This is a genomic window from Candidatus Krumholzibacteriia bacterium, from assembly GCA_035649275.1.
In the GTDB taxonomy this organism is placed as follows: Bacteria; Krumholzibacteriota; Krumholzibacteriia.
Window position 1 is genome coordinate 1 of the sequence record DASRJW010000015.1, and the last position, 20,849, is coordinate 20,849.

The 20,849-nt window shown below is 66.9% G+C and carries 18 protein-coding genes, 1 tRNA gene and 1 riboswitch; of the genes, 16 read left to right on the top strand and 3 right to left on the bottom strand.

Going from position 1 to position 20,849, the window contains the following annotated elements; translation table 11 throughout:
* The 11 genes from tuf to rpoC form a co-directional block, all read left to right on the top strand.
* On the top strand, positions 1-154 hold a 154-nt coding region (tuf, locus tag VFE28_01205), incomplete at its 5' end, for an elongation factor Tu (protein HZM14591.1).
* Positions 155-181: 27 nt separating this feature from the next.
* Positions 182-331 carry a 50S ribosomal protein L33 gene (gene rpmG, locus VFE28_01210; protein ID HZM14592.1) on the top strand — a complete coding sequence of 50 codons (150 nt, stop codon included), beginning with the start codon at positions 182-184 and terminating at the stop codon, positions 329-331.
* 28 nt (positions 332-359) lie between these two features.
* Positions 360-435: transfer RNA gene (locus VFE28_01215), tRNA-Trp, on the top strand.
* A gap of 19 nt (positions 436-454) precedes the next feature.
* Positions 455-661, top strand: coding sequence for a preprotein translocase subunit SecE (gene secE, locus VFE28_01220; GenBank protein ID HZM14593.1), 207 nt, complete (start codon positions 455-457; stop codon positions 659-661).
* Between the two features lie 51 nt (positions 662-712).
* Positions 713-1,318: a transcription termination/antitermination protein NusG gene (gene nusG / locus VFE28_01225; GenBank protein HZM14594.1), complete on the top strand. Its 606-nt coding sequence runs from the start codon at positions 713-715 to the stop codon at positions 1,316-1,318.
* 51 nt (positions 1,319-1,369) lie between these two features.
* Positions 1,370-1,795 (top strand): 50S ribosomal protein L11, encoded by a 426-nt coding sequence (rplK, locus tag VFE28_01230; protein ID HZM14595.1) that lies wholly within the window; start codon positions 1,370-1,372, stop codon positions 1,793-1,795.
* Positions 1,796-1,802: 7 nt separating this feature from the next.
* The gene (rplA, locus tag VFE28_01235) at positions 1,803-2,501 is read left to right on the top strand and encodes a 50S ribosomal protein L1 (GenBank protein ID HZM14596.1); all 699 of its coding nucleotides are present in this window, start codon (positions 1,803-1,805) and stop codon (positions 2,499-2,501) included.
* A gap of 13 nt (positions 2,502-2,514) precedes the next feature.
* The gene (rplJ, locus tag VFE28_01240; protein ID HZM14597.1) at positions 2,515-3,045 is read left to right on the top strand and encodes a 50S ribosomal protein L10; all 531 of its coding nucleotides are present in this window, start codon (positions 2,515-2,517) and stop codon (positions 3,043-3,045) included.
* A 72-nt stretch (positions 3,046-3,117) separates the two neighbouring features.
* Positions 3,118-3,510 (top strand): 50S ribosomal protein L7/L12, encoded by a 393-nt coding sequence (rplL, locus tag VFE28_01245; GenBank protein HZM14598.1) that lies wholly within the window; start codon positions 3,118-3,120, stop codon positions 3,508-3,510.
* Between the two features lie 191 nt (positions 3,511-3,701).
* Complete coding sequence (gene rpoB, locus VFE28_01250; protein HZM14599.1) at positions 3,702-7,484, top strand: DNA-directed RNA polymerase subunit beta; 3,783 nt, start codon at positions 3,702-3,704, stop codon at positions 7,482-7,484.
* Between the two features lie 27 nt (positions 7,485-7,511).
* Entirely contained in the window at positions 7,512-11,681 is a 4,170-nt protein-coding gene (rpoC, locus tag VFE28_01255) for a DNA-directed RNA polymerase subunit beta' (GenBank protein ID HZM14600.1), read from the top strand.
* Between the two features lie 66 nt (positions 11,682-11,747).
* Here rpoC and VFE28_01260 read toward each other — a convergent pair whose 3' ends face one another.
* Entirely contained in the window at positions 11,748-11,954 is a 207-nt protein-coding gene (locus tag VFE28_01260; GenBank protein HZM14601.1) for a hypothetical protein, read from the bottom strand.
* 229 nt (positions 11,955-12,183) lie between these two features.
* On the opposite strand from VFE28_01260, the gene VFE28_01265 reads away from it, so the two are divergent.
* Positions 12,184-13,281 carry an NYN domain-containing protein gene (locus tag VFE28_01265; protein ID HZM14602.1) on the top strand — a complete coding sequence of 366 codons (1,098 nt, stop codon included), beginning with the start codon at positions 12,184-12,186 and terminating at the stop codon, positions 13,279-13,281.
* A gap of 13 nt (positions 13,282-13,294) precedes the next feature.
* Here VFE28_01265 and VFE28_01270 read toward each other — a convergent pair whose 3' ends face one another.
* Positions 13,295-14,689 carry a hypothetical protein gene (locus VFE28_01270; GenBank protein ID HZM14603.1) on the bottom strand — a complete coding sequence of 465 codons (1,395 nt, stop codon included), beginning with the start codon at positions 14,687-14,689 and terminating at the stop codon, positions 13,295-13,297.
* A 14-nt stretch (positions 14,690-14,703) separates the two neighbouring features.
* A complete protein-coding gene (locus VFE28_01275) occupies positions 14,704-16,806 on the bottom strand; it encodes a TonB-dependent receptor (protein HZM14604.1) in 2,103 nt (700 codons plus the stop codon).
* Positions 16,807-16,919: 113 nt separating this feature from the next.
* Positions 16,920-17,105: riboswitch (cobalamin riboswitch) on the bottom strand.
* Positions 17,106-17,530: 425 nt separating this feature from the next.
* On the opposite strand from VFE28_01275, the gene rpsL reads away from it, so the two are divergent.
* The 4 genes from rpsL to VFE28_01295 form a co-directional block, all read left to right on the top strand.
* Positions 17,531-17,905 carry a 30S ribosomal protein S12 gene (gene rpsL / locus VFE28_01280; GenBank protein HZM14605.1) on the top strand — a complete coding sequence of 125 codons (375 nt, stop codon included), beginning with the start codon at positions 17,531-17,533 and terminating at the stop codon, positions 17,903-17,905.
* 36 nt (positions 17,906-17,941) lie between these two features.
* A complete protein-coding gene (gene rpsG / locus VFE28_01285) occupies positions 17,942-18,412 on the top strand; it encodes a 30S ribosomal protein S7 (protein ID HZM14606.1) in 471 nt (156 codons plus the stop codon).
* A 160-nt stretch (positions 18,413-18,572) separates the two neighbouring features.
* The gene (gene fusA, locus VFE28_01290) at positions 18,573-20,654 is read left to right on the top strand and encodes an elongation factor G (GenBank protein ID HZM14607.1); all 2,082 of its coding nucleotides are present in this window, start codon (positions 18,573-18,575) and stop codon (positions 20,652-20,654) included.
* 55 nt (positions 20,655-20,709) lie between these two features.
* On the top strand, positions 20,710-20,849 hold a 140-nt coding region (locus VFE28_01295), incomplete at its 3' end, for a GTP-binding protein (protein ID HZM14608.1).

Genomic DNA, 20,849 nt, shown 5'->3' on the forward strand with positions numbered 1-20,849 from the left:
GCCGGCGGCGGTGGAGATGGTGATGCCAGGGGACACGGTGGAGCTGGACGTGGAGCTGATCACGCCGATCGCGATGGAGGAGGGCCTGCGCTTCGCCATCCGCGAGGGCGGTCGCACCGTCGGCGCCGGCGTCGTCGCCAAAATCCACGCCTGAGCGTGCCCACGGAGGAATGGTCAGACGATGCGGGATCAAGTGCAGCTGGCGTGCGGTCAATGCAAGCGCCGCAACTACGTCACGACGAAGAACAAGCGGACGCACGCCGAGAGGATCGAGCATCGCAAGTACTGCCGGTTCTGTCGCCAGCACACGGCGCACAAGGAAACGCGCTGAGCGCGGAGGTGCCAGCGCTCCTGGGCGTACGCGAGTAGCTCAATTGGCAGAGCACCGGATTCCAAATCCGGCGGTTGGGGGTTCAAGTCCCTCCTCGCGTGCCAAGAGAAACGGGTCGCAAGCATGGTGAAGAGACTGGTGCGCAAGGCCATCACCTTCCTGCGGGAGGTCCGCGCGGAGATGACGAAGGTGACCTGGCCGAGCACCACGGAGTTGAAGGGTCAGACCCTGGTCGTGATCATCGCGGTGCTGATCATCGCCGCGTTCGTCGGGGTCGTGGACCTGATTCTCAACAACACGATCACGCTCCTGGTGACCAAGCTCACCTGAGACGGTGGTTCCAGGAGCGCCAGGGTCGAGCGAACGAGGTCCGATAGGGCCATGAGCGAGGAAAAGAAGAAGGTGCAAGCCGAAACCGCGGGGGCCGACACGAGTGTGGCGGTCACGAATCCGCACTGCAAATGGTACGTGGTGCACACCTACTCGGGGCACGAGAACAAGGTGAAGCAGAGCATCGAGAAAGCCGTGGAGCTGCAAGGCCTGAAGCACCGTTTCGGTCAGGTGCTGATTCCCATGGAAGAAGTGACCGAGATGAAGAAGGGGAAGAAGGTCAAGGTGAACCGGAAGTTCTTCCCCAGCTATGTGCTCGTGCAGCTCGAGCTGGACGAGGAGATGCTGCACCTGGTCAACAACATCCCCGGGGTGACCCGCTTCGTCGGGACCGGCAACCGGCCGGTGCCGGTGCCGGACAAGGAAGTGGACCGGATCCTGAAGCGCGGCGAGACCAAGACCAAGGAAACGAAGGAGATCCGCGAGATCCCCTTCCACGTCGGCGAGCAGGTCAAGGTCATCGACGGGCCGTTCACGGATTTCAACGGGGTGATCGACGAGATCAACCCCGAGCGCGGCAAGCTCAAGGTCATGGTCGGCATCTTCGGGCGCGAGACCCCCGTGGAGCTCGACTTCCTGCAGGTGGAACGCCTGTAGCCCCGTGCGGGGTGAGGCTTCCGCAAAGAGCGAGAGGTGGTAGGAGCCAGCGTGGCCAAGAAGGTCCTGACGCAGATCAAGCTGCAGATCACCGCCGCCCAGGCGAACCCGGCGCCGCCGGTGGGGCCGGCCCTGGGCCAGCACGGCGTCAACATCATGGAGTTCTGCAAGCAGTTCAACGCCGCCACCCAGGCGCAGGCCGGGACCGTCACCCCGGTGGTGATCACGGTCTTCCAGGATCGGTCTTTCTCCTTCATCACCAAGACGCCGCCGGCGTCGGTGCTCCTGGTCAAGGCCGCGGGTTTGGAGAAGGGCTCCGGCGAGCCCAACCGCAACAAGGTGGGCAAGGTCACCAAGGCACAGGTGGCGGAGATCGCCAAGACCAAGATGCCGGACCTGAACGCGACGAGTTTGGAAGGGGCGATCCGGATGATCGAGGGAACCGCCCGCAGCATGGGCATCGAGATCGAGGCGTGAGGACGCGATGAAACACGGCAAGAAATACACCCAGTCCGTGGCCGAGGTGGAGCCGGGCAAGGAATACGCGGTGCCCGAGGCGGCGGCGCTGGTGAAGAAGATGGCGAAGGCGAAGTTCGACGAGAGCGTCGACATGGTGGTGCGCTTGGGCGTCGATCCGCGGCACGCGGAACAGCAGGTGCGCGGCGCCGTGGTGCTGCCCCACGGGACGGGCAAAACGGTGCGCATTCTCGTCTTCGCCCGCGGCGACCGGGACCGAGATGCCCGCGCCGCCGGCGCCGACCACGTGGGCGCCGAGGACTACGTCACCAAGGTGCAGGAAGGCTGGACGGACGTGGACGTCGTCATCGCCACCCCGGACATGATGGCGCTGGTGGGGAGGCTCGGGCGGTTGCTCGGCCCCCGCGGCCTGATGCCGAACCCGAAGCTCGGCACCGTGACCGACGACGTGGCCCGCGCCGTCCGTGAGGCCAAAGCTGGCAAGATCGAGTACCGCGTCGACAAGGCTGGGAACGTGCACGCCCCGGTGGGCAAGGCGTCGTTCCCCCAGGAGAAGCTGGCGGAGAACATGACTGTTCTCCTGCAGGAATTGCTGCGGGCCAAGCCGGCTTCGTCGAAGGGGCGTTACATCCTCTCGGCGTACGTGAGCAGCACCATGGGGCCGTCGGTGCGTGTCGACGCGGACAGCATCGCGGTCACGGCCTAGCGGAGGAGCGTCGATGCCGACGGAAGCCAAGGTACGCGAGGTCGAAGAGTTCGCCGGGGTCCTGAAGGGGGCGCAGGGCGTGGTCCTGGCCGACTTCACCGGCATGAGCGTGGCGTCGATTATGGCGCTGCGCCGCAAGTGCCGCGACGCCGGCGTGCACTACCAGGTGGTGAAGAACACCCTGGCCCGTCGCGCCCTGCAGGGGTCGGGGCTGGAGAGCCTGCAGCCTCTGCTGGAGGGACCGAATGCCTGGGCCGTGCACCGCGCCGATCAGGTGGCGGCGGCCAAGGTGATGAGCGACTTCGCCAAGGACCACGAGGCCTTGAAGATCCGCGGCGGCAGCATGGAGGGCCGCCTGCTGACGGTGCAGGAGATCCGGGCCCTCGCCAAGCTGCCGAGCCGCGAGGTTCTCCTCGCCCAGGTGCTGGCGGGGATGCAAGGGCCACTGGCGGGATTCGCCGGCGCGCTCACGGCGGTGCTCCGGAGCTTCGCCAACGTGGTCGATGGGTATGCGAAGAAGCGCGCCGAAACCGAGGGCGCATGAAGGTTCCGGCGCGGCGCTTCGCCGGCGACGCCGAACTTCGATGTGGACACGTGACAGGAAGAGAGGATCGAGATGTCGGATACAGCAACCACCTCCAAGGTCGAACAAATCATGGAGCTCGTCGAGAGCATGTCCGTGCTCGAGCTGTCCAAGCTCGTCAAGACCTTCGAGGAGAAGTTCGGCGTGACTGCAGCCGCACCCATGATGGCCATGCCCGCGGCCGGCCCAGCGGCGGCAGTGGCGGTGGAAGAGAAGACCGAGTTCGACGCCGTCCTGGCCAGTTCCGGGGCGCAGAAGATCCAGGTCATCAAGGTCGTCCGGGCCATCACCGGCCTGGGGCTGAAGGAGGCCAAGGATCTCGTCGAAGGGGCGCCCAAGCCGATCAAGGAAGGCGTACCCAAGGCCGAAGCCGAAGACATCAAGAAGAAGGTCGAAGAAGTCGGCGGCACCGTCGAAATCAAGTAGTTGCATCCCCTGGTGCGGCCTGCGGTCGTCCTCGCGGCACGACCGTCGACCGCCTGCGTTCATGCGCTGCGCGCGCCGCTGCATGAGCGGTCGCGCCGCGGCGAGCGCCTTCCGCGCCGGCCGGCGCGCCGCGGTGTGGACCACGTTGGCAGGGTTCCCGTGAGCCCACCATCCTCAACCTTGAAGGGGAAGTGAAGCACTTGGAGAAGATCCAGCGCAAGAACTACTCCAAGATCCCGGATCTCCTGGACATCCCGAATCTCCTCGATGTCCAGCTCGAGAGCTACAGGAATTTCATCCTCTCCACCGGCAAGGACAAGCCCGGGGAGAGCCTGCAGTCCGTGTTCGAGACGGTGTTCCCCATCGTCTCGGCGCGGGAGAACTTCGTCCTCGAGTTCGTGAGCTACACGATCGGCGAGCCCAAGTACTCCGTCGACGAGTGCCAGGAGCGGGATCTGACCTTCGCGGCGCCGCTGAAGGCGAAGCTGCGTCTCATCATCAAAGTGGACGAAGACGGCGAGCGCAAGGTCAAGGACGTCATGGAGGCGGACGTCTATCTGGGCGACCTGCCCCTCATCACCGACAAGGGCACCTTCATCATCAATGGGGCGGAGCGCGTCATCGTCAGCCAGCTGCACCGCTCGCCGGGGGTGTTCTTCTCCGACTCCATCCACCCGAATGGCAAGCGCTTGTTCAGCGCCCGGATCATTCCCTACCGCGGCTCGTGGGTGGAGTTCACCACCGACATCAACGACGTCATGTACGTCCACATCGACCGCAAGCGCAAGCAGCCGGCCACCATCCTGCTGCGCGCCGTGGGTCAGGACACGGACGCCAAGATCCTGCAGCTGTTCTTCAAGACCGAGCGCCTGCCCGTGTCGAAGCGGCCGGCGAAGAGCGATGCGACGCTGGTGGGACGCTACACCGCGGAAGACGTGGTGAACCGTGAGACCGGCGAGGTCCTCATCGAGGCCGGGCACGAGGTCACCGAGGACACCCTGAACACGCTGCGCACCGCCGAGGTGGAGAGCATCCTCGTCATGCAGCCCGGGGAGTATGGCGAGAACGACATCATCCGCAACACCTTGAAGCGCGACTCGACGCGTACCGAGGAAGAGGCGCTGAAGAAGATCTACAACCTGCTTCGCCCCGGCGACCCGCCCAGCGTGGACACGGCGCGCACCCTCTTGGAGCGCCTGTTCTTCAACGCTCGCCGCTACAACCTCTCCACCGTGGGGCGCTACAAGATGAACCAGCGCCTGCACCTGAACGTGCCGCTGGAGAACCCGACGCTGACGCCGACGGACTTCGTCGCCGTCGTCGCCTCGCTCCTCGACCTGGCCAACTCGGACGGCGAGGTCGACGACATCGACCACCTGGGCAACCGCCGCATCCGTTCGGTCGGCGAGCTGCTGGCCAACCAGTTCTCCCTCGGGCTGTCCCGCATGGCCCGCATCATCCGGGAGCGCATGAGCCTGCAGGACGCGGAGACGATCACGCCCTACGACCTGGTGAACGCCCGCACCATCAGCGCGGTCATCCAGTCGTTCTTCGGCTCCAGCCAGCTGTCCCAGTTCATGGACCAGACGAACCCGCTGGCCGAGCTCACCCACAAGCGGCGCCTGTCGGCCCTCGGGCCCGGCGGTCTCACCCGCGAGCGCGCCGGTTTCGAGGTGCGCGACGTGCACCACACCCACTACGGGCGCATGTGCCCGATCGAGACGCCGGAAGGGCCGAACATCGGGCTCATCACCTCCCTTTCCACCTACGCCCGGGTGAATCGCTTCGGCTTCCTGGAGACGCCGTACCGGCGCATCCAGGACGGCAAGGCGATGGAGGAGATCGTCTTCCTGTCGGCGGACGAGGAAGACCAGTTCCACATCGCCCAGGCCACCGAGGCGCTCCATGCCGATGGCAGCCTGGCCAAGCCGGAAGTGCCGGCGCGCTTCCACGACGACTTCCCGCTCGTCACGCCCGAGCAGGTGCAGTTCATGGACGTGTCGCCGAAGCAGCCGGTGTCGGCGGCGGCGTCGCTGATTCCCTTCCTGGAGCACGACGACGCCAACCGCGCCCTCATGGGCTGCAACATGCAGCGCCAGGCGGTGCCGCTCCTGCAGACCGAGCCGCCCCTCGTGGGCACCGGCATGGAGGAGAAGGTGGCGCGGGACTCGGGCGCCGTGGTCATCGCCAAGCGCGCCGGCGTGGTGCGCAGCGTCAACGCCGACACGGTGCTGGTGCAGTCGAAGGGGCGGAAAGACGACGCCATCGAGGACTTCAGCGGCCTGGGCGGCCTGGACGAATACCGGCTGCAGAAGTACCGCCGCTCCAACCAGGACACCTGCGTGAACCAGAAGCCCCTGGTGCGCGCCGGCGACAAGATCGAGAAGGGTCAGATCCTGGCCGACGGGCCGGCGACCTGCGACGGCGAGCTCGCCCTCGGGCACAACGTGCTGGTGGCCTTCATGCCCTGGTGCGGTTACAACTTCGAGGACGCCATCATCGTCAGCGAAGCCCTGGTGCGGGACGACAAGTTCACCTCGATCCACATCGAGGAGTTCGAGTGCCAGGTGCGGGATACCAAGGCGGGGATGGAGGAGATCACCCGGGAAATCCCCAACGTCGGCGAGGAAGCGCTGCGCAAGCTGGACGAGGACGGCATCGTCATGGTCGGCGCCCGCGTCAAGTCCGGCGACATCCTGGTGGGCAAGGTGACGCCCAAGGGCGAGACGGATCTGTCGCCGGAAGAGCGGCTGCTGCGCGCCATCTTCGGCGAGAAGGCCGGGGACGTGCGCGACGCTTCCCTCAAGGCGCCGCCGGGGATGGAAGGCATCGTCGTCGACATCAAGGTGTTCTCCCGCCGCGAGCGCGACGACCGGGGCAAGGCGGAAGAGAAGAAGAAGCTGGAGCGCCTGCGCCGCGTCTTGAAGAAGGAAGAGACGCGGATCAAGGAGATGCGCGACGAGCGCCTGATCGAGCTGCTCGACGGCCAGACCAGCGAACGCTGGGTGCATGCCGAAACCGGCGAGATCATCGTGCGCACCAACACCAAGCTCAACATCGACCGCCTGCGGGAGATCGCCTTCGATCACCTGCAGTGGGGCATGCCCATCGTCCAGGACCCGGCCATGGACCGGCGGGTGAAGAAGGTGCTGGAGGCGGCGCAGCGCGCCCTGGAGCGCGCCACGCGCCAGCACGAGAAGGACGTGGAACGCGTCACCCGGGGCGACGAATTGCCCCCGGGCGTGGTCAAGCTGGTGAAGGTGTACATCGCCCGCAAACGCAAGGTCTCGGTGGGCGACAAGATGGCGGGACGGCACGGCAACAAGGGCGTGGTCTCGAAGATCGTGCCGGTGGAGGACATGCCGTACATGCCGGACGGCACGCCGGTGCAGATCATCCTCAACCCGCTCGGCGTGCCGAGCCGTATGAACCTGGGGCAGATCCTGGAAACGCACCTGGGCTGGGCGGCGCACACCCTCGGCTTCTGGTGCGCCTCGCCGGTGTTCGACGGCGCCTCCATCGACCAGATCAAGGGGGAGCTGCGCACCGCCGGTCTCCCCGAGAGCGGCAAGAGCCCGCTCTACGACGGCCGCACCGGGGAGGCCTTCGACGAACAGGTGACGGTGGGCTACATCTATATGATGAAGCTCTCGCACCTGGTGGACGACAAGATCCACGCCCGCTCCATCGGCCCCTACTCGCTGGTGACGCAGCAGCCGCTCGGCGGCAAGGCCCAGTTCGGCGGCCAGCGCTTTGGGGAGATGGAAGTCTGGGCCCTGGAGGCGTACGGCGCCGCCTACTGCCTGCAGGAACTGCTGACGGTGAAATCCGACGACGTCGTGGGCCGCTCCAAGATCTACGAAGCCATCGTCAAGGGCGAGAACCCGCCGGAGCCGGGTATCCCCGAATCGTTCAACGTGCTCGTGAAAGAGCTGCAGAGCCTGTGCCTCGACGTACAGCTCGAGATGTCGTGACGATCAGCCGGGTAGGAGGTACGTCCCGTGTTTGCGACGAATGAACGGGAACGGAAGCGCCCCACCGACTTCAAGGCCATCCGGATCCAGCTGGCCTCGCCGGAAACGGTGCGCAGCTGGAGCTATGGCGAGGTCACCAAGCCGGAGACCATCAACTACCGCTCCTTCAAGCCGGAGAAGGACGGCCTGTTCTGCGAGCGCATCTTCGGTCCGGTGAAGGACTGGGAGTGCGCCTGCGGCAAGTACAAGCGCATCCGCTACAAGGGCGTCATCTGCGACCGCTGCGGCGTGGAAGTCACCCAGTCCAAGGTGCGCCGGGAGCGCCAGGGCCACGTGGAGCTGGCGGTGCCGGTGTCGCACATCTGGTTCTTCAAGGGCCTGCCCAGCCGCATCGGGCACCTGCTGGGCATGTCGCTCTCCGAGCTGGAGCGCATCCTCTACTACGAATCCTTCGTGGTCACCGACGCCGGGTCTTCGAAGATGGGGTACAAGGACCTCATCCCCGAGGAACAGTACCTGGACGTGCTGGAGAGCGAGAAGGGCTCGTTCACCGCCAAGATGGGCGCCGACGCCATCCGCGACCTGCTGGGGCAGATCGACATCGAGAAGCTGTCGGTGGAGCTGCGCGCCCAGGCCAAGATCGAGTCCTCGACGCAGAAGAAGAAGGACATCCTCAAGCGCTTGAAGGTGGTCGAGGCCTTCCGCCAGTCCAACAACAAGCCGGAGTGGATGATCCTCGAGGTCATCCCGGTGCTGCCGCCGGACCTGCGGCCTCTGGTGCCGCTGGAGGGCGGGCGTTTCGCTACCTCGGACCTCAACGATCTCTATCGCCGCGTCATCAACCGCAACAACCGGTTGAAGAAGCTCATGGAGATCAAGGCCCCCGAGGTCATCCTGCGCAACGAGAAGCGCATGCTGCAGGAGGCCGTGGATGCCCTCTTCGACAACGGCCGGCGCAGCCGGGCCGTGCGCGGCCAGGGCGACCGGCCGCTCAAGTCGCTGTCCGACATGCTCAAGGGTAAGCAGGGCCGCTTCCGCCAGAACCTGCTGGGCAAGCGCGTCGACTACTCCGGCCGCTCGGTGATCGTGGTCGGCCCGGAGCTGAAGCTGCACGAGTGCGGCCTGCCCAAGAACATGGCGTTGGAGCTGTTCAAGCCCTTCATCATCCGCAAGCTCGAGGACCGTGGCTACGTGCAGACGGTGAAGAGCGCCAAGAAGCTGGTGGAACAGGAGAAGCCCGAGGTGTGGGACATCCTGGACGAGATCATCCAGGACCACCCGGTGCTGCTCAACCGCGCCCCGACGCTGCACCGCCTGGGGGTGCAGGCCTTCCAGCCGGTGCTGGTGGAGGGCAAGGCCATCCGCATTCACCCGCTGGTCTGCCAGGCCTTCAACGCCGACTTCGACGGCGACCAGATAGCGGTGCACGTGCCGCTCTCCTACGAGGCGCAGATCGAGGCGCGGGTGCTGATGATCTCGTGCAACAACATCCTGCACCCGGCGAACGGCACCCCGGTGGTGACGCCGACCCAGGACATGGTGCTCGGCTGCTACTACCTGACCAACCCCAAGACCGGGGACAAGGGCGAGGGGCTGGCCTTCTACGGCCCCGACGAGGTGATCACCGCCTATTCTGCCGGGCAGGTGGGCCTGCATGCCCGCGTCAAGGTGCGCTATCCGGATCCGTCGTCGCCGACGGGCAACAAGCGCATCGAGACCACGGTCGGGCGGGTGCTGTTCAACGGCATCATGCCCGAGGGTCTCGGCTACAGCAACGAGACGATGGACAAGAAGACGCTGAACAACCTGGTGGGCGAGTGCTACCGGCTGATCGGGGGCGAGCAGACGGTGCTCCTCCTCGATCGCCTGAAGGACATCGGCTTCGAGTACGCCACCCGGGCGGGCATCACCATTGGCATCGACGACCTACACGTGCCGGGGGAGAAGCCGCAGATCATCGGCCGTGCCTCGGAAGAGGTGCGCAAGATCATGCAGGACTACGCCGACGGCGTCATCACCGGCGGCGAGCGCTACAACCGCATCATCGACACTTGGACGAACGCCACCAACGGCATCTCGGAGATCCTCTTCCAGCAGCTGGGCGGCGACCGCCAGGGCTTCAACCCCATCTTCATGATGGCCAGCTCCGGGTCGCGCGGTTCGAAGGAGCAGATTCGCCAGCTGGCCGGCATGCGCGGTCTGATGGCGAAGCCGCAGAAGAAGATCACCGGCGGCGTGGGCGAGATCATCGAGATGCCCATCACCGCCAACTTCCGCGAGGGGCTGTCGGTGCTGCAGTACTTCATCTCCACCCACGGGGCGCGCAAGGGCCTGGCCGACACCGCCTTGAAGACGGCGGACGCGGGCTACCTGACCCGCCGCCTGGTGGACGTGGCGCAGGACGTCATCGTCACCGAGATCGACTGCGGCACCATCCGGGGTTTGCGGATGCTGGCGCTCAAGGAAGGCGAAGAGGTCATCGAGTCGCTGCGGGACCGCATCATCGGCCGCACCGCGCTGCACGACCTGCTGGACCCGCTGACCGGCAAGGTGCTGGTGGAAAGCGGGCAGATGATCGACGAGGACAAGTCCGGCGAGATCGAGGACCTGGGGATCGACGAAGCCATGATCCGCTCGGTGCTCACCTGCGAGAGCCGGCGCGGCGTCTGCGCCTACTGCTACGGCCGCAACCTGGCCACCGGGCGCCCGGTGGACATCGGCGAGGCCGTAGGCGTCATGGCGGCGCAGTCCATCGGCGAGCCGGGCACGCAGCTGACGCTGCGGACCTTCCACATCGGCGGCACCGCGGCGCGCATCGCCGAGCAGACCCAGAAGACGGCGAGCGCCAGCGGGCGGGTGGAGATCGCCAACCTGCGCACGGTGACCGGCCGGGCCGGGGAGCAGATCGTCATCGGCCGCAAGGGCGAGGTCACCATCGTCGACGAACAGGGCCGGGTGCGCACCCGCGTCGGGCTGCCCTACGGCTCCAAGCTCCTGGTGGAGAACGGCGCGGCGGTGAAGCAGGGCGCCGTCCTCTTCGAGTGGGATCCCTACAGCGACCAGGTCTTGACCGACCGCGGCGGCCGCGTGCAGCTCATCGACGTGATCGATGGCCGCACCGTCAAGGAAGAGGTGGACGACAAGACCGGCAAGCGGGAGATGATGGTCATCGACGATCGCGAGAAGACCGCGCACCCGCACGCCCGGATCGTGGACATGAGCACCCCGACCCCGACCGAAATCCGCGACTTCTTCCTGCCCACCGGCGGCTTCTTGCAGGTGCACGACGGCCAGGACGTGCTCCCCGGCGACGTGCTCACCAAGATCCCGCGGGACATCTCGAAGATGCGCGACATCACCGGCGGTCTGCCCCGGGTGGGCGAGCTCTTCGAGGTTCGCAAGCCCAAGGAAGCCGCGGTCATCTCGGAGATCGACGGCACCCTTTCGTTCGAGGGCATCACCCGTGGCATGCGCAAGATCGTGGTCACCGGCCAGAACGACCGCCGGGAGTACATGGTGCCCCAGGGCAAGCACCTGCGCGTCCAGGAGGGCGACCACGTCACCGCCGGCGACCGCCTCACCGAGGGACCGCTCAACCCCTTCGACATCCTCAACATCAAGGGGGTGGAGGCGGCGCAAGAGTACCTGGTGAACGAGATCCAGGAGGTCTACCGCCTGCAGGGCGTGCGCATCAACGACAAGCACATCGAGGTCATCGTGCGCCAGATGCTGCAGAAGGTGCTGGTGGAGGATCCGGGAGAGACCAAGTTCCTGGAAGGCGAGCAGGTGGACAAGGCGGAGCTCAAGAACGAGAACGAGCGCGTCCTTGCCGAGGGCGGGTCGCCGGCCAGCTTCAAGCCCCTCTTGCTCGGCATCACCAAGGCCAGCCTGTCGACGGAGAGCTTCATCTCCGCCGCCTCCTTCCAGGAGACCACCCGGGTGCTCACGGAAGCGGCGATCCAGGGCAAGCGCGACGAGCTCCTGGGCCTGAAGGAGAACGTCATCATGGGGCACCTGATCCCGGCGGGAACGGGGGTCGGGCGCTACCGCTGGATCCGGGTCGAGGACGATGTACTCGAGGAAGACGAGATGGAGCCCATCGTCGCCTTCGCCGAGCACGAGCCGGTGGCGCCGGCGGTGGCGGACGCTGTACTGCTCGAGCGCGCCGCGCCGGTGGAGCAGGAGCAGCAGCAGTAAGACGGGACGGTGGCGAGGAACCCTCGCTTCAGGGAACGGGATGCGCCGGCATCCCGTTTCGCTTTTCTACCCTTGGTCCAGGCGCTCGAAACCCAGCTCGTCGAGGATGGCCCGGGCCAGGGCCTCGATGGCCGGCGACTCGGCGTCGTTGGCGAAGAGCGGACCGTTGGCGGCCTTGCGCGCGAAGAGGATGACGGACTTGAGGTAGCTCCATTCCTGGAGATCGAACTCGAGCTTCACGAATCCTTGCCGGCGCGAGATGCTTCCCTTCACGGACGACCTCCTCGAGGAGCGATGGTGCGGCCGGGCTCCCCCGGCGGGCGAGCCATTGTCACGGGCACCGGGACGAGGCGTCAAGCCGACGCAACCCCGGCTCCTCGCGTCGAGCCAGCGCTCACGCTTCCTCACGGCGCGGCCGCCGTCCAGCCCATGCCCCCAATTGTCGTGTGCCGCAGAGGGGGCTCGGATATACTCGCCCCAGCTGCTTCGGAAAGGGGTGCGCATGGCCGAGGTTTCTTCTCTCGCCGTCTTCGTCGATTTCGAGAACCTGGCCCTCGGATTCCAAGATCGCAAGGACCGCTTCGACATCCAGCGCGTGCTGCGCCGGCTGGTGGAGAAGGGCAAGATCATCGTCAAGCGGGGCTACGCCGACTGGAGCCGCTACTCCGACTACAAGCGCTCGTTGCACGAGGCCGGTCTCGAGCTCATCGAGATCCCGCGCCGGGCGCTCACGGGCAAGAATTCCGCCGACATCCGCCTGGTCGTGGATGCCATGGACATGAGCTATGGCAAGGAACACATCGACACCTTCGTCATCGTCTCCGGGGACAGCGACTTCTCGCCCCTCGTGGCCAAGCTGAAGGAGAACGGCAAGCGCGTCCTCGGCCTCGCCATGCGCAAGTCTTCCTCGGATCTCTTGGTCAACGCCTGCGACGAGTTCATCTTCTACGAGGAGCTGGAAGCCGAGCTCGCCCATGAGCGCACCGCGCTGCGCCGCAGCCGCACCGGCGACGGCGGCGAGGTGTTCGCGCTCTTGCTGGAGACGCTGACGGCGCTGCAGCGCGAGGTGGCGGGCCCGATCCTGGCTTCCATGATCAAGGACACCATCCGCCGCAAGCAGCCCTCTTTCAGCGAATCCGCTTACGGCTATCGCAGCTTCAGCGCTCTCCTCGAAGCGGCGCAGGCCGCCGGCTTCCTGCAGCTCTCCACCGACCCGCGGAGCGGTACCTATGTGGTGACGGAGTTCCAAGCCGCGGCGCCGGCGACAACCCCGCCGGCGCGGGCGACAGCGCCGCCAGCGCGGGCGACAGCGCCGCCGGCGCGTCGCGTTCCTCAGCGCCGGCCCCGACCTGGGCCCGCCGCGGTCCCGGAGGGCGGCGCCGGGAGCGCCGAGGAAACCATTCCCGCCGGCGTGAACAGCGAGGTGCTGAGCACGGCCGACAAGGGCGCGCCGCCGCCGCCGTCACGGCGCCGCCGCCGGCGCCGTCCGGAAGGCTCCGGGCCGGAAGGCGGCGAGGGCGCCGGGGACAACGGCATGCGCCGCTCGCGCCGGCGCCGGCGCTCACGCGTGCGCGATACGGCGCGCGAAGCGCTGCCCTAGTTCTTCTCCTTCTTCAACGCAAGAGCGTCAAGCGCTGGGTGCTCTGTCCTTGCGACGAGCGCAGGACGGCGAGGTACTGGCCGGTCGGAAGCGAGCGGCCGCTCCGATCGTTGCCGTTCCACACCAGCCTGGTTTGCTGGGCCGGGGCGATGCCGTCCCAGAGCGTGGCCAGGCGCCGGCCGCGGAGATCCAGGATCTCGAGGACGACGGGCTCGCCGGCGGGCGCTTCGAAGAGGAGCGTCGTCGCCGGATTGAAGGGGTTGGGCCGGGCCGGCAGCAGGCGGAGCGCGGCGAGCGGCGGCAGCGACGGCGAGGCCGAGGGCGTGTCCGGCAGGAAGAGGGCGATGTCGTTCGGCGGCAGGCCGAAGTCGAGGGCGCCGCTCGTGATCTCGGTGCAGCCCGGGGCGCGGAAGAGACGGACGCCGGGGCTCAAGAGATCGCGGTCGGTGACGAGAATGGTGCCGTCGGTGTGGATCTCGAGATCGGTGAGCCGGAAACCCGATGTGGTGAGGCAGGCGGCGCCGAAGCCGCCGGTGCACCAGTCGAAGCGGACGAGGGCGGTGTCGAAATCCGGTTCGCTGATCACCACGTAACCGGTGCAGTCGGCGTAGAGACGGACGGGGCCGACATCGCCACCGAGGGTGGCTTCGCTCACGAAGAAGCCTTCGGCCGCGAGCGTCACCGGATCGACGAATTCGACGCCGCCATCCAGGACGCCGAAGTTGCCCACCTCGGAGACGACGATCTTCTCCCGCACCGGATCGTAGTTCACCTCACCGATCGGCTGGCGGCCGCTGAGAAGGATGCCCTGGACGCCGGAAGTGTTCGGGTCCACGTCGACGAGCTGGTCGGTGCTGCAGTCGATCACGGCGAGGTAGCTGGGGTTGGAAGCGGCGAAGCCACCCGGACGGTCGAGCCTCTCCACGGCGACGAAGAGCAGGTTCCCCACCAGCGCCATCTCGTCCATCTCCGGCAAACCGTCGGCGTCGGCGAAGCTGGAAAGGTCGATCTGCCCCAGGGAAGCGCCGGTCTGCGGGTGGAAGATCCCGACGTAGGTCTGGTCGTAGTTGCTGACGTAGGCCTTGTCCGGGGCGAACACCTCGATGTCGTGCGGGTTGGTGCCGGGACCGGTGCTCCACTGGTTCAAGGTGGCGCCGCTCGTGCCGTCCACCACCTGCACGTGGTCGCAGCCGAAACGACCGAGGATGTAGACGCGGTTGCCGTGGATGCGAGCAACGGCGTCGGCGCAGGTGGAGGCGATGGCCACGTTCCTCCCGTAAGGCGGCGACAGGTCGAGGGTGGAGTAGTACCCGGTGGCGAAGTCGGTGGAGAGAACGAAGGCCTGCTCGGCCGCAGCCGCACTGGCCACGAGAAGCGAAACGAGGAAGGCGCCGGCGATTCGCTGCATGGTGTGATCTCCTCTCAGAAACGCAAGTCCGAGCCGAGGGAGAACGTGCGCCCCGGCACAGGGAAGCCCGCCACGTCACGGGAGGTGTCGTCAGTGAGGTTGCGGACCGCGAGACGGAGCTGCAGCCGGCGCGCCTGCACACCGAAGTCGAGGCCGTGCAGATCGCGTCGCTCCACGAGGTCGCGGTTCCAGCGATCCAGGTAATTGCGCCCCAGGTGCTGGTAGTCGTAGCCGAAGCTGAGGGCTCCGAATCGCAACGCCAGCCGGGCATAGAGCTGGTGCTGCGGCCGGCCGGGAAGCGTCTTGCCGGCGTAGATGCCGGGACCCAGGTCCTCGGCGCGAAGGCGCGTGTAGTTGCCCTCGGCGAGCCAGCGCGGTGCGGCAGCGTTCGCCGCCAAACGCCAGGAGTACTCCTCGCCTTCCATGGAGGCAGCGCCAATGTTGCGCGCCACGAAGACCCGCTGCGACTGCTGCACGTAGGTGATCAGGTCTTCCACCTCGTTCTGGAAGTGGGCGACCTCGAAGCGGGCGCGCAGGAAACGAAGGTCGCCGCCGCAGTCGAGGGAGACGTCGCGATTGGTGCCGCTCTCCGCCACCAGGTCGCTGCTGCCGGCGATGCTGCCCCCGTCACCAAAGAGCTCGAGGAAGCCCGGAGAGCGGTGGTAGCGGCCGGCGCTGCCCTCCAGGTGCAGGCTGGAGAGGAGGCGGAGCCTGAGGCCCGCGCGGGGCTCGACCCAGGTGGTGACGCCGGCGCGGGCCGGGCGCGTCGAGTACGGATTGCGCAGATCGCCGGCGAAGCGGTCGTCTTCCTGGCTCCAGCGGAGCACAGCCTCGGCGCGAGCGCGGCCGCCGAGCACCCATTCGCCGTCGAAAGAAGTTTCGAGACTGCGGCGTTCCTGCTCCGGACCGAGGCGCTGCTCCGGATCGGTGCGCTGCTGCTTGAAGCCACGCCAGGGCATGAAGCTCTCGCGCCGCCCGTCGAGGTAGAGAGCGAGACGCTGCCACGCGGGCAGGCGGAGCGAAGTCTCGAGGTGCGCTCCCACCGCCTGGCTCACATCGCGGTTGTCCTGCTTCGCCAGGCCGATCTCGCTCTGCAGATCGGTGAAGGTGTCGCGCCGCCAGTCGTAGAAGAGCTGGGCACGGCTGCGTGAGCGGCCGCGCCAGAGCGCCGGCGTGGTGAGCGCGGCGCTGGTCAGGTGATGGGTGCTTCCCGTCTGGGCGTGGACGGTCTGGTTGTGGGTGTAGCCCGGCACACCCTGTTCGCGCCGCACCCACTGGTGCAAGAACTCGAGCCGGCCGTCGGCACCGAGGACGCGGCCGACTTTGGCCAGGGCCTCGTCGTGACGCACGGCGTTGTTGCGCCGTGGCACCGTCTGATCGTCCGCCGGCTGCAGCGGCGTGCCGTGATCGTCGAGGAAATCGAAATCGCCGTCGCTCCGCAACGCATCCACCACGAAGAGGCCGCGCCAGTGCACGCCGAGGGGCGTCTCGCCGTTCCAGCCGAGCCGGCTGCTGCCGAAGCTGCCGGCGGCGGCGAGGAAGGCGCTCTTGGGCGGCGCTTTCGGGTCGAGCCGGGGTGTGACGAGCTGGATGGCGCCGCCGGGTGAGCTGCCTGGGAGGCCGGGCGGCGCGAAGCCGCGGTAGACCTCGAGGTGATCGAGGCTGGCGAAGGGCAGCTCCGCCAGGTTGGTGACGCCGAAGCCGGCACTTCCGAGCGGCACGCCGTCCAAATACAGGCGCACGTGCGTGGCGCTGGCGCCGCGGATGGAGGCGGTCGCATAGCCGGCCACGTCGCCGTAGTGGCGGACGGTCAAGCCGGGCAGTCGATCGAGGAGGGCAGCGGTGTTGACGATGCCGGTGCGGAAGGTTTCGAGGTCGAGAACGGAGACCTGGCCCGGCAGAAGCTGCAAGGTCTCGGCACGTGTGGGCCGGCGGGCGCGGACTTCGACGGGCGGTAGAGCGTAGACGCTGTCGCTGGTGTCGGCGACGGCGACGGCACGCGGGGCGGAATCGCCGCGGGGTTGGCTGCTTGCCGGTGGCGCGGTAGCAGCGGACCCGGCCCGCGCCGCGAGAGGCCAGGAGCAAACGAAGAAGAGAAGACCGAGACCGCGCCGCACGGCGCCTCACCCCTCAGTGACGAGGAGCAGAGGAGTCAGGGCGCAGCACGGTGGTCGAAGACCGAACCGAAAGGTGCGGCATGCTTCCCGACGCTCTTTCTCCACGAAGAGCCAACCAGGTCGCGTATCAGGGCAGGTCTCCTGACTCAGGGCTCCAGCGCCGGCCCGCGCCTTCCCCACGCTTGCGCGCGAGTGGCTTCGTGCGGTCCGGCATCGCCCATCACAGTGGCGGGACCGTAGGGGCTTTGCACCCCATTCCCTTTTCAGCCCTTGCGGGCACCCGGATACGTGCGAATCGAATGGCTGCCCGAGGCGCAGCCGGAGGCCATTCTAGGCCCGGGTCGCCCTGGGAGCAAGGACCATGCATTTAAGATATTGGTTCACAGCGACTTAGTGAGACGCTGCAGGTCCAGACAGGGGGCCTCGAAAAGGGGCCCCGGAGCGCACAACTGTTTGACTTCTTGGGGCTTGCTTTCGGACCGGGGGCTGGTGTTAACTACCCACTCGCCTCGGGAGTCGGTTTTCCCTCGGAACACTACTACCAGGGCACGCAACGCCTAAGGGCCCGGTGACGGGCTTCTCGGTGCCGGTCGAACGGTGCCGTTGGCTGTGTCCTGCAGATCCAGAGGCTTCACACCAAGTTCTGCGCGCGCACGCAGGGTTCTCGAGCTGCGAGGCGGGCGTAGCGTGGCAGATGAATGCCGCGGCAGGAACGGAGTGCGAGTTGCCGACGATCAGTCAGCTGGTGCGGAGTGGTCGGAAGACGCTGAAGGTGAAGGGCAAGTCGCCGGCGCTGCGGAACAACCCGCAGAAGCGCGGCGTCTGCACCCGCGTCTACACCTCGACGCCCAAGAAACCCAATTCCGCCCTGCGCAAGGTGGCGCGCGTGCGTCTGACCAACGGGATCGAGGTCACGGCCTACATCCCCGGTGAAGGCCACAACCTCCAGGAGCACTCCATCGTGCTCATCCGGGGCGGGCGCGTGAAGGATCTGCCGGGGGTGCGCTACCACATCATCCGCGGCACCCTGGACTCGACGGGTGTCGAGGGGCGGCGCAAGTCGCGTTCGAAGTACGGGGTCAAGCGCCCCAAGGGATAGGCCGGGAGGCCGGTCGCGGGGCCCGGAGAGGTACGCATGCCGAGACGCAAGGAAATCGATCGGCGCGAGGTGGAGCCGGATTCGCGTTACAACAGCACGCTGGTGCACCAGTTCATCAACTACCTGATGGAGCGCGGCAAGAAGAGCATCGCCGAGTCCGTCTTCTACGGCGCCATGGACATGGTCCAGGAGCGCACCGGCCAGGACCCGATGACGGTGTTCAAGCAGGCGCTCAACAACGTCAAGCCGACGCTGGAAGTGGCGTCCCGGCGCGTCGGCGGTGCCACCTACCAGGTGCCGACCGAGGTGCGCCCGGTGCGGCGCACGGCGCTGGCGATGCGTTGGGTCATCGGCTTCGCCCGGCAGCGCAAGGAGCACTCCATGGCGGAGAAGCTCGGCGCCGAGCTCATGCTGGCCTACAAGAACGAGGGGCCTTCCGTGAAGAAGCGGGAGGACACCCACAAGATGGCCGAGGCCAACAAGGCCTTCGCCCACTATCGCTGGTAGGACCCGGCACGACCGGGTGGCGGATCGCTCCCGGCTGGGACCGGGAGGCAGAGAACTGTTACAGGCCGGCGACGGAACCGTAACAGTGGAGGAAGGCCCTCCGCTGGGTTTCTCACGCCGGCGAGGGCTTTTTTCACGACGTTCTGGAAGTACGAGGGTCATGGCCAGGGAACTGGAACTACAGAAATACCGCAACATCGGCATCATGGCCCACATCGATGCGGGGAAGACCACGACCACGGAGCGCATCCTCTATTACACCGGGAGGACGCACCGGCTGGGCGAGGTGCACGAGGGTGCCGCCACCATGGACTGGATGGAGCAGGAGAAGGAACGCGGCATCACCATCACCAGCGCCGCCACCACCACGCAATGGCGGGACCACCGCATCAACATCATCGACACCCCGGGGCACGTGGACTTCACCGTCGAGGTGGAGCGCAGCTTGCGAGTGCTGGACGGGGCGGTGGCGCTCTTCTGCGCCGTCGGCGGCGTCGAGCCGCAGTCCGAAACGGTGTGGCGCCAGGCCAACAAGTACAAGGTGCCCCGCATCGCCTTCGTCAACAAGATGGACCGTGTCGGCGCCAGCTTCATGGGCGTGGTCAAGCACATCCGGGAGCGCCTGAAGGCGCGAGCGCTGCCGGTGCAGATGCCCATCGGCGAGGGCGAGCTCTTCACCGGGATCGTGGACCTGCTCACCATGCGCGCCCGTTTCTACAACGAAGAGACCCTGGGCACGACCTTCACCGAAGCCGCCATCCCCGATGACCTGCTGGACCAAGCCAAGAAGCTGCACGTCGAGCTGATCGAAGCGGTGGCCGACCACGACGACGAGGTGGCGGAGCGCTACCTCTTCGAGCACGACGTGCCCGGCGAGCTGATCATGCGGGCGCTGCGCAAGTCCACCATCGACTCCAGCGTGGTGCCGGTGCTCTGCGGCTCGGCCTTCAAGAACAAGGGCGTGCAGCGCCTCCTGGACGCGGTGGTGGATTTCCTCCCGAGCCCGATGGACCTGCCGGAGGTGCAGGGCATGGACCTGCGGGACGACACGCCGGTGAAGCGGCCGCCGCGGGACGACGCACCCTTCAGCGCCCTGGCCTTCAAGGTGGCGAACGACCCCTACGTGGGGCAGCTCACCTTCTTACGGGTCTACTCGGGGACGCTGAACGCGGGCTCGCACGTGCTGAACGCCACCGAGGAGAAGCGCGTGCGCGTGTCGCGCCTGCTGCGCATGCACGCCAACAAGCGCGAGGAAATCGACGCCGCCTACGCCGGGGACATCGTCGCCGCCGTGGGCCTGAAGAACACCCGCACCGGCCACACTCTCTGCGACGAGGACAACCCGGTGCGGCTGGAGTCGATGTCCTTCCCCGAGCCGGTCATCTCGGTCGCCATCGAGCCCAAGACACGGGCCGACCAGGACAAGCTCGCCCTCTCGCTCACCAAGCTGGCCGAGGAAGACCCGACCTTCCGGGTGCGCACGGACGCCGAGACCGGACAGACGCTCATCTCCGGCATGGGGGAGCTGCACCTCGAGATCATCGTCGACCGCATGATGCGGGAGTTCAAAGTGAACGCCAACGTCGGCCGGCCGCAGGTGGCATACCGCGAGACGGTCCAGAGCCACTCCGAGGCCGAAGGCCGCTTCATCCGCCAGTCCGGCGGCCGCGGCCAGTACGGTCACGTGAAGATCAGCCTGGAGCCGCAGAAGGAGACCAACGGGCTCGTCTTCGTGAACAAGATCATCGGCGGCGTCATCCCGCGGGAATACATCCCCGCCGCGCACAAGGGCATGGAAGAAGCGATGCAGAACGGCCCGCTCGCCGGCTATCCCCTGGTGGGGATCAAGGTCACCCTCCACGACGGCAGCTATCACGAGGTGGACTCGTCGGAAATGGCGTTCAAGATCGCCGGCTCGATGGCGCTGCAGGAAGCGGTGAAGAAGGCCAAGCCCATCCTCCTCGAGCCCATCATGGAGGTCGAGGTCGTGGTGGCCGGCGACTACATGGGCGACGTCATCGGCGATCTCAACTCCCGGCGCGGCAAGATCTCCGGCATGACCCAGCGCCCGGACGCCCAGGTGGTCACGGCCACGGTGCCGTTGGCGGAAATGTTCGGCTACGCGACGCGGTTGCGGTCGCTCACCCAGGGACGCGCGGTCTACACGATGCAGTTCGGGTCCTACGAGCCTGTGCCCGCCAGTGTGCTGGAAGAAGTGGTTTCACGCGCCGTGGGCCGCTAGCCCCGGTCGAGGCTTGGGGCTGCCGGCGGCGGCCCAGTGAATGGAGGTACTGGAAATGGCGCGTCAGAAGTTCGAGCGGACGAAGCCGCACGTGAACGTGGGGACGATTGGACACATCGACCACGGGAAGACGACGCTGACGTCGGCGATCACGCGGGTGCTGGCGGCGAAGGGATTGGCGGACTACATGCCGTT

Coding starts and splice junctions, on each gene's coding strand:
- rpmG (HZM14592.1), top strand. CDS start 182: ATGCGGGATCAAGTGCAGCTGGCGTGCGGTCAATGCAAGCGCCGCAAC.
- secE (HZM14593.1), top strand. CDS start 455: ATGGTGAAGAGACTGGTGCGCAAGGCCATCACCTTCCTGCGGGAGGTC.
- nusG (HZM14594.1), top strand. CDS start 713: ATGAGCGAGGAAAAGAAGAAGGTGCAAGCCGAAACCGCGGGGGCCGAC.
- rplA (HZM14596.1), top strand. CDS start 1,803: ATGAAACACGGCAAGAAATACACCCAGTCCGTGGCCGAGGTGGAGCCG.
- rplJ (HZM14597.1), top strand. CDS start 2,515: ATGCCGACGGAAGCCAAGGTACGCGAGGTCGAAGAGTTCGCCGGGGTC.
- rplL (HZM14598.1), top strand. CDS start 3,118: ATGTCGGATACAGCAACCACCTCCAAGGTCGAACAAATCATGGAGCTC.
- VFE28_01265 (HZM14602.1), top strand. CDS start 12,184: ATGGCCGAGGTTTCTTCTCTCGCCGTCTTCGTCGATTTCGAGAACCTG.
- VFE28_01270 (HZM14603.1), bottom strand. CDS start 14,689: ATGCAGCGAATCGCCGGCGCCTTCCTCGTTTCGCTTCTCGTGGCCAGT.
- rpsG (HZM14606.1), top strand. CDS start 17,942: ATGCCGAGACGCAAGGAAATCGATCGGCGCGAGGTGGAGCCGGATTCG.
- fusA (HZM14607.1), top strand. CDS start 18,573: ATGGCCAGGGAACTGGAACTACAGAAATACCGCAACATCGGCATCATG.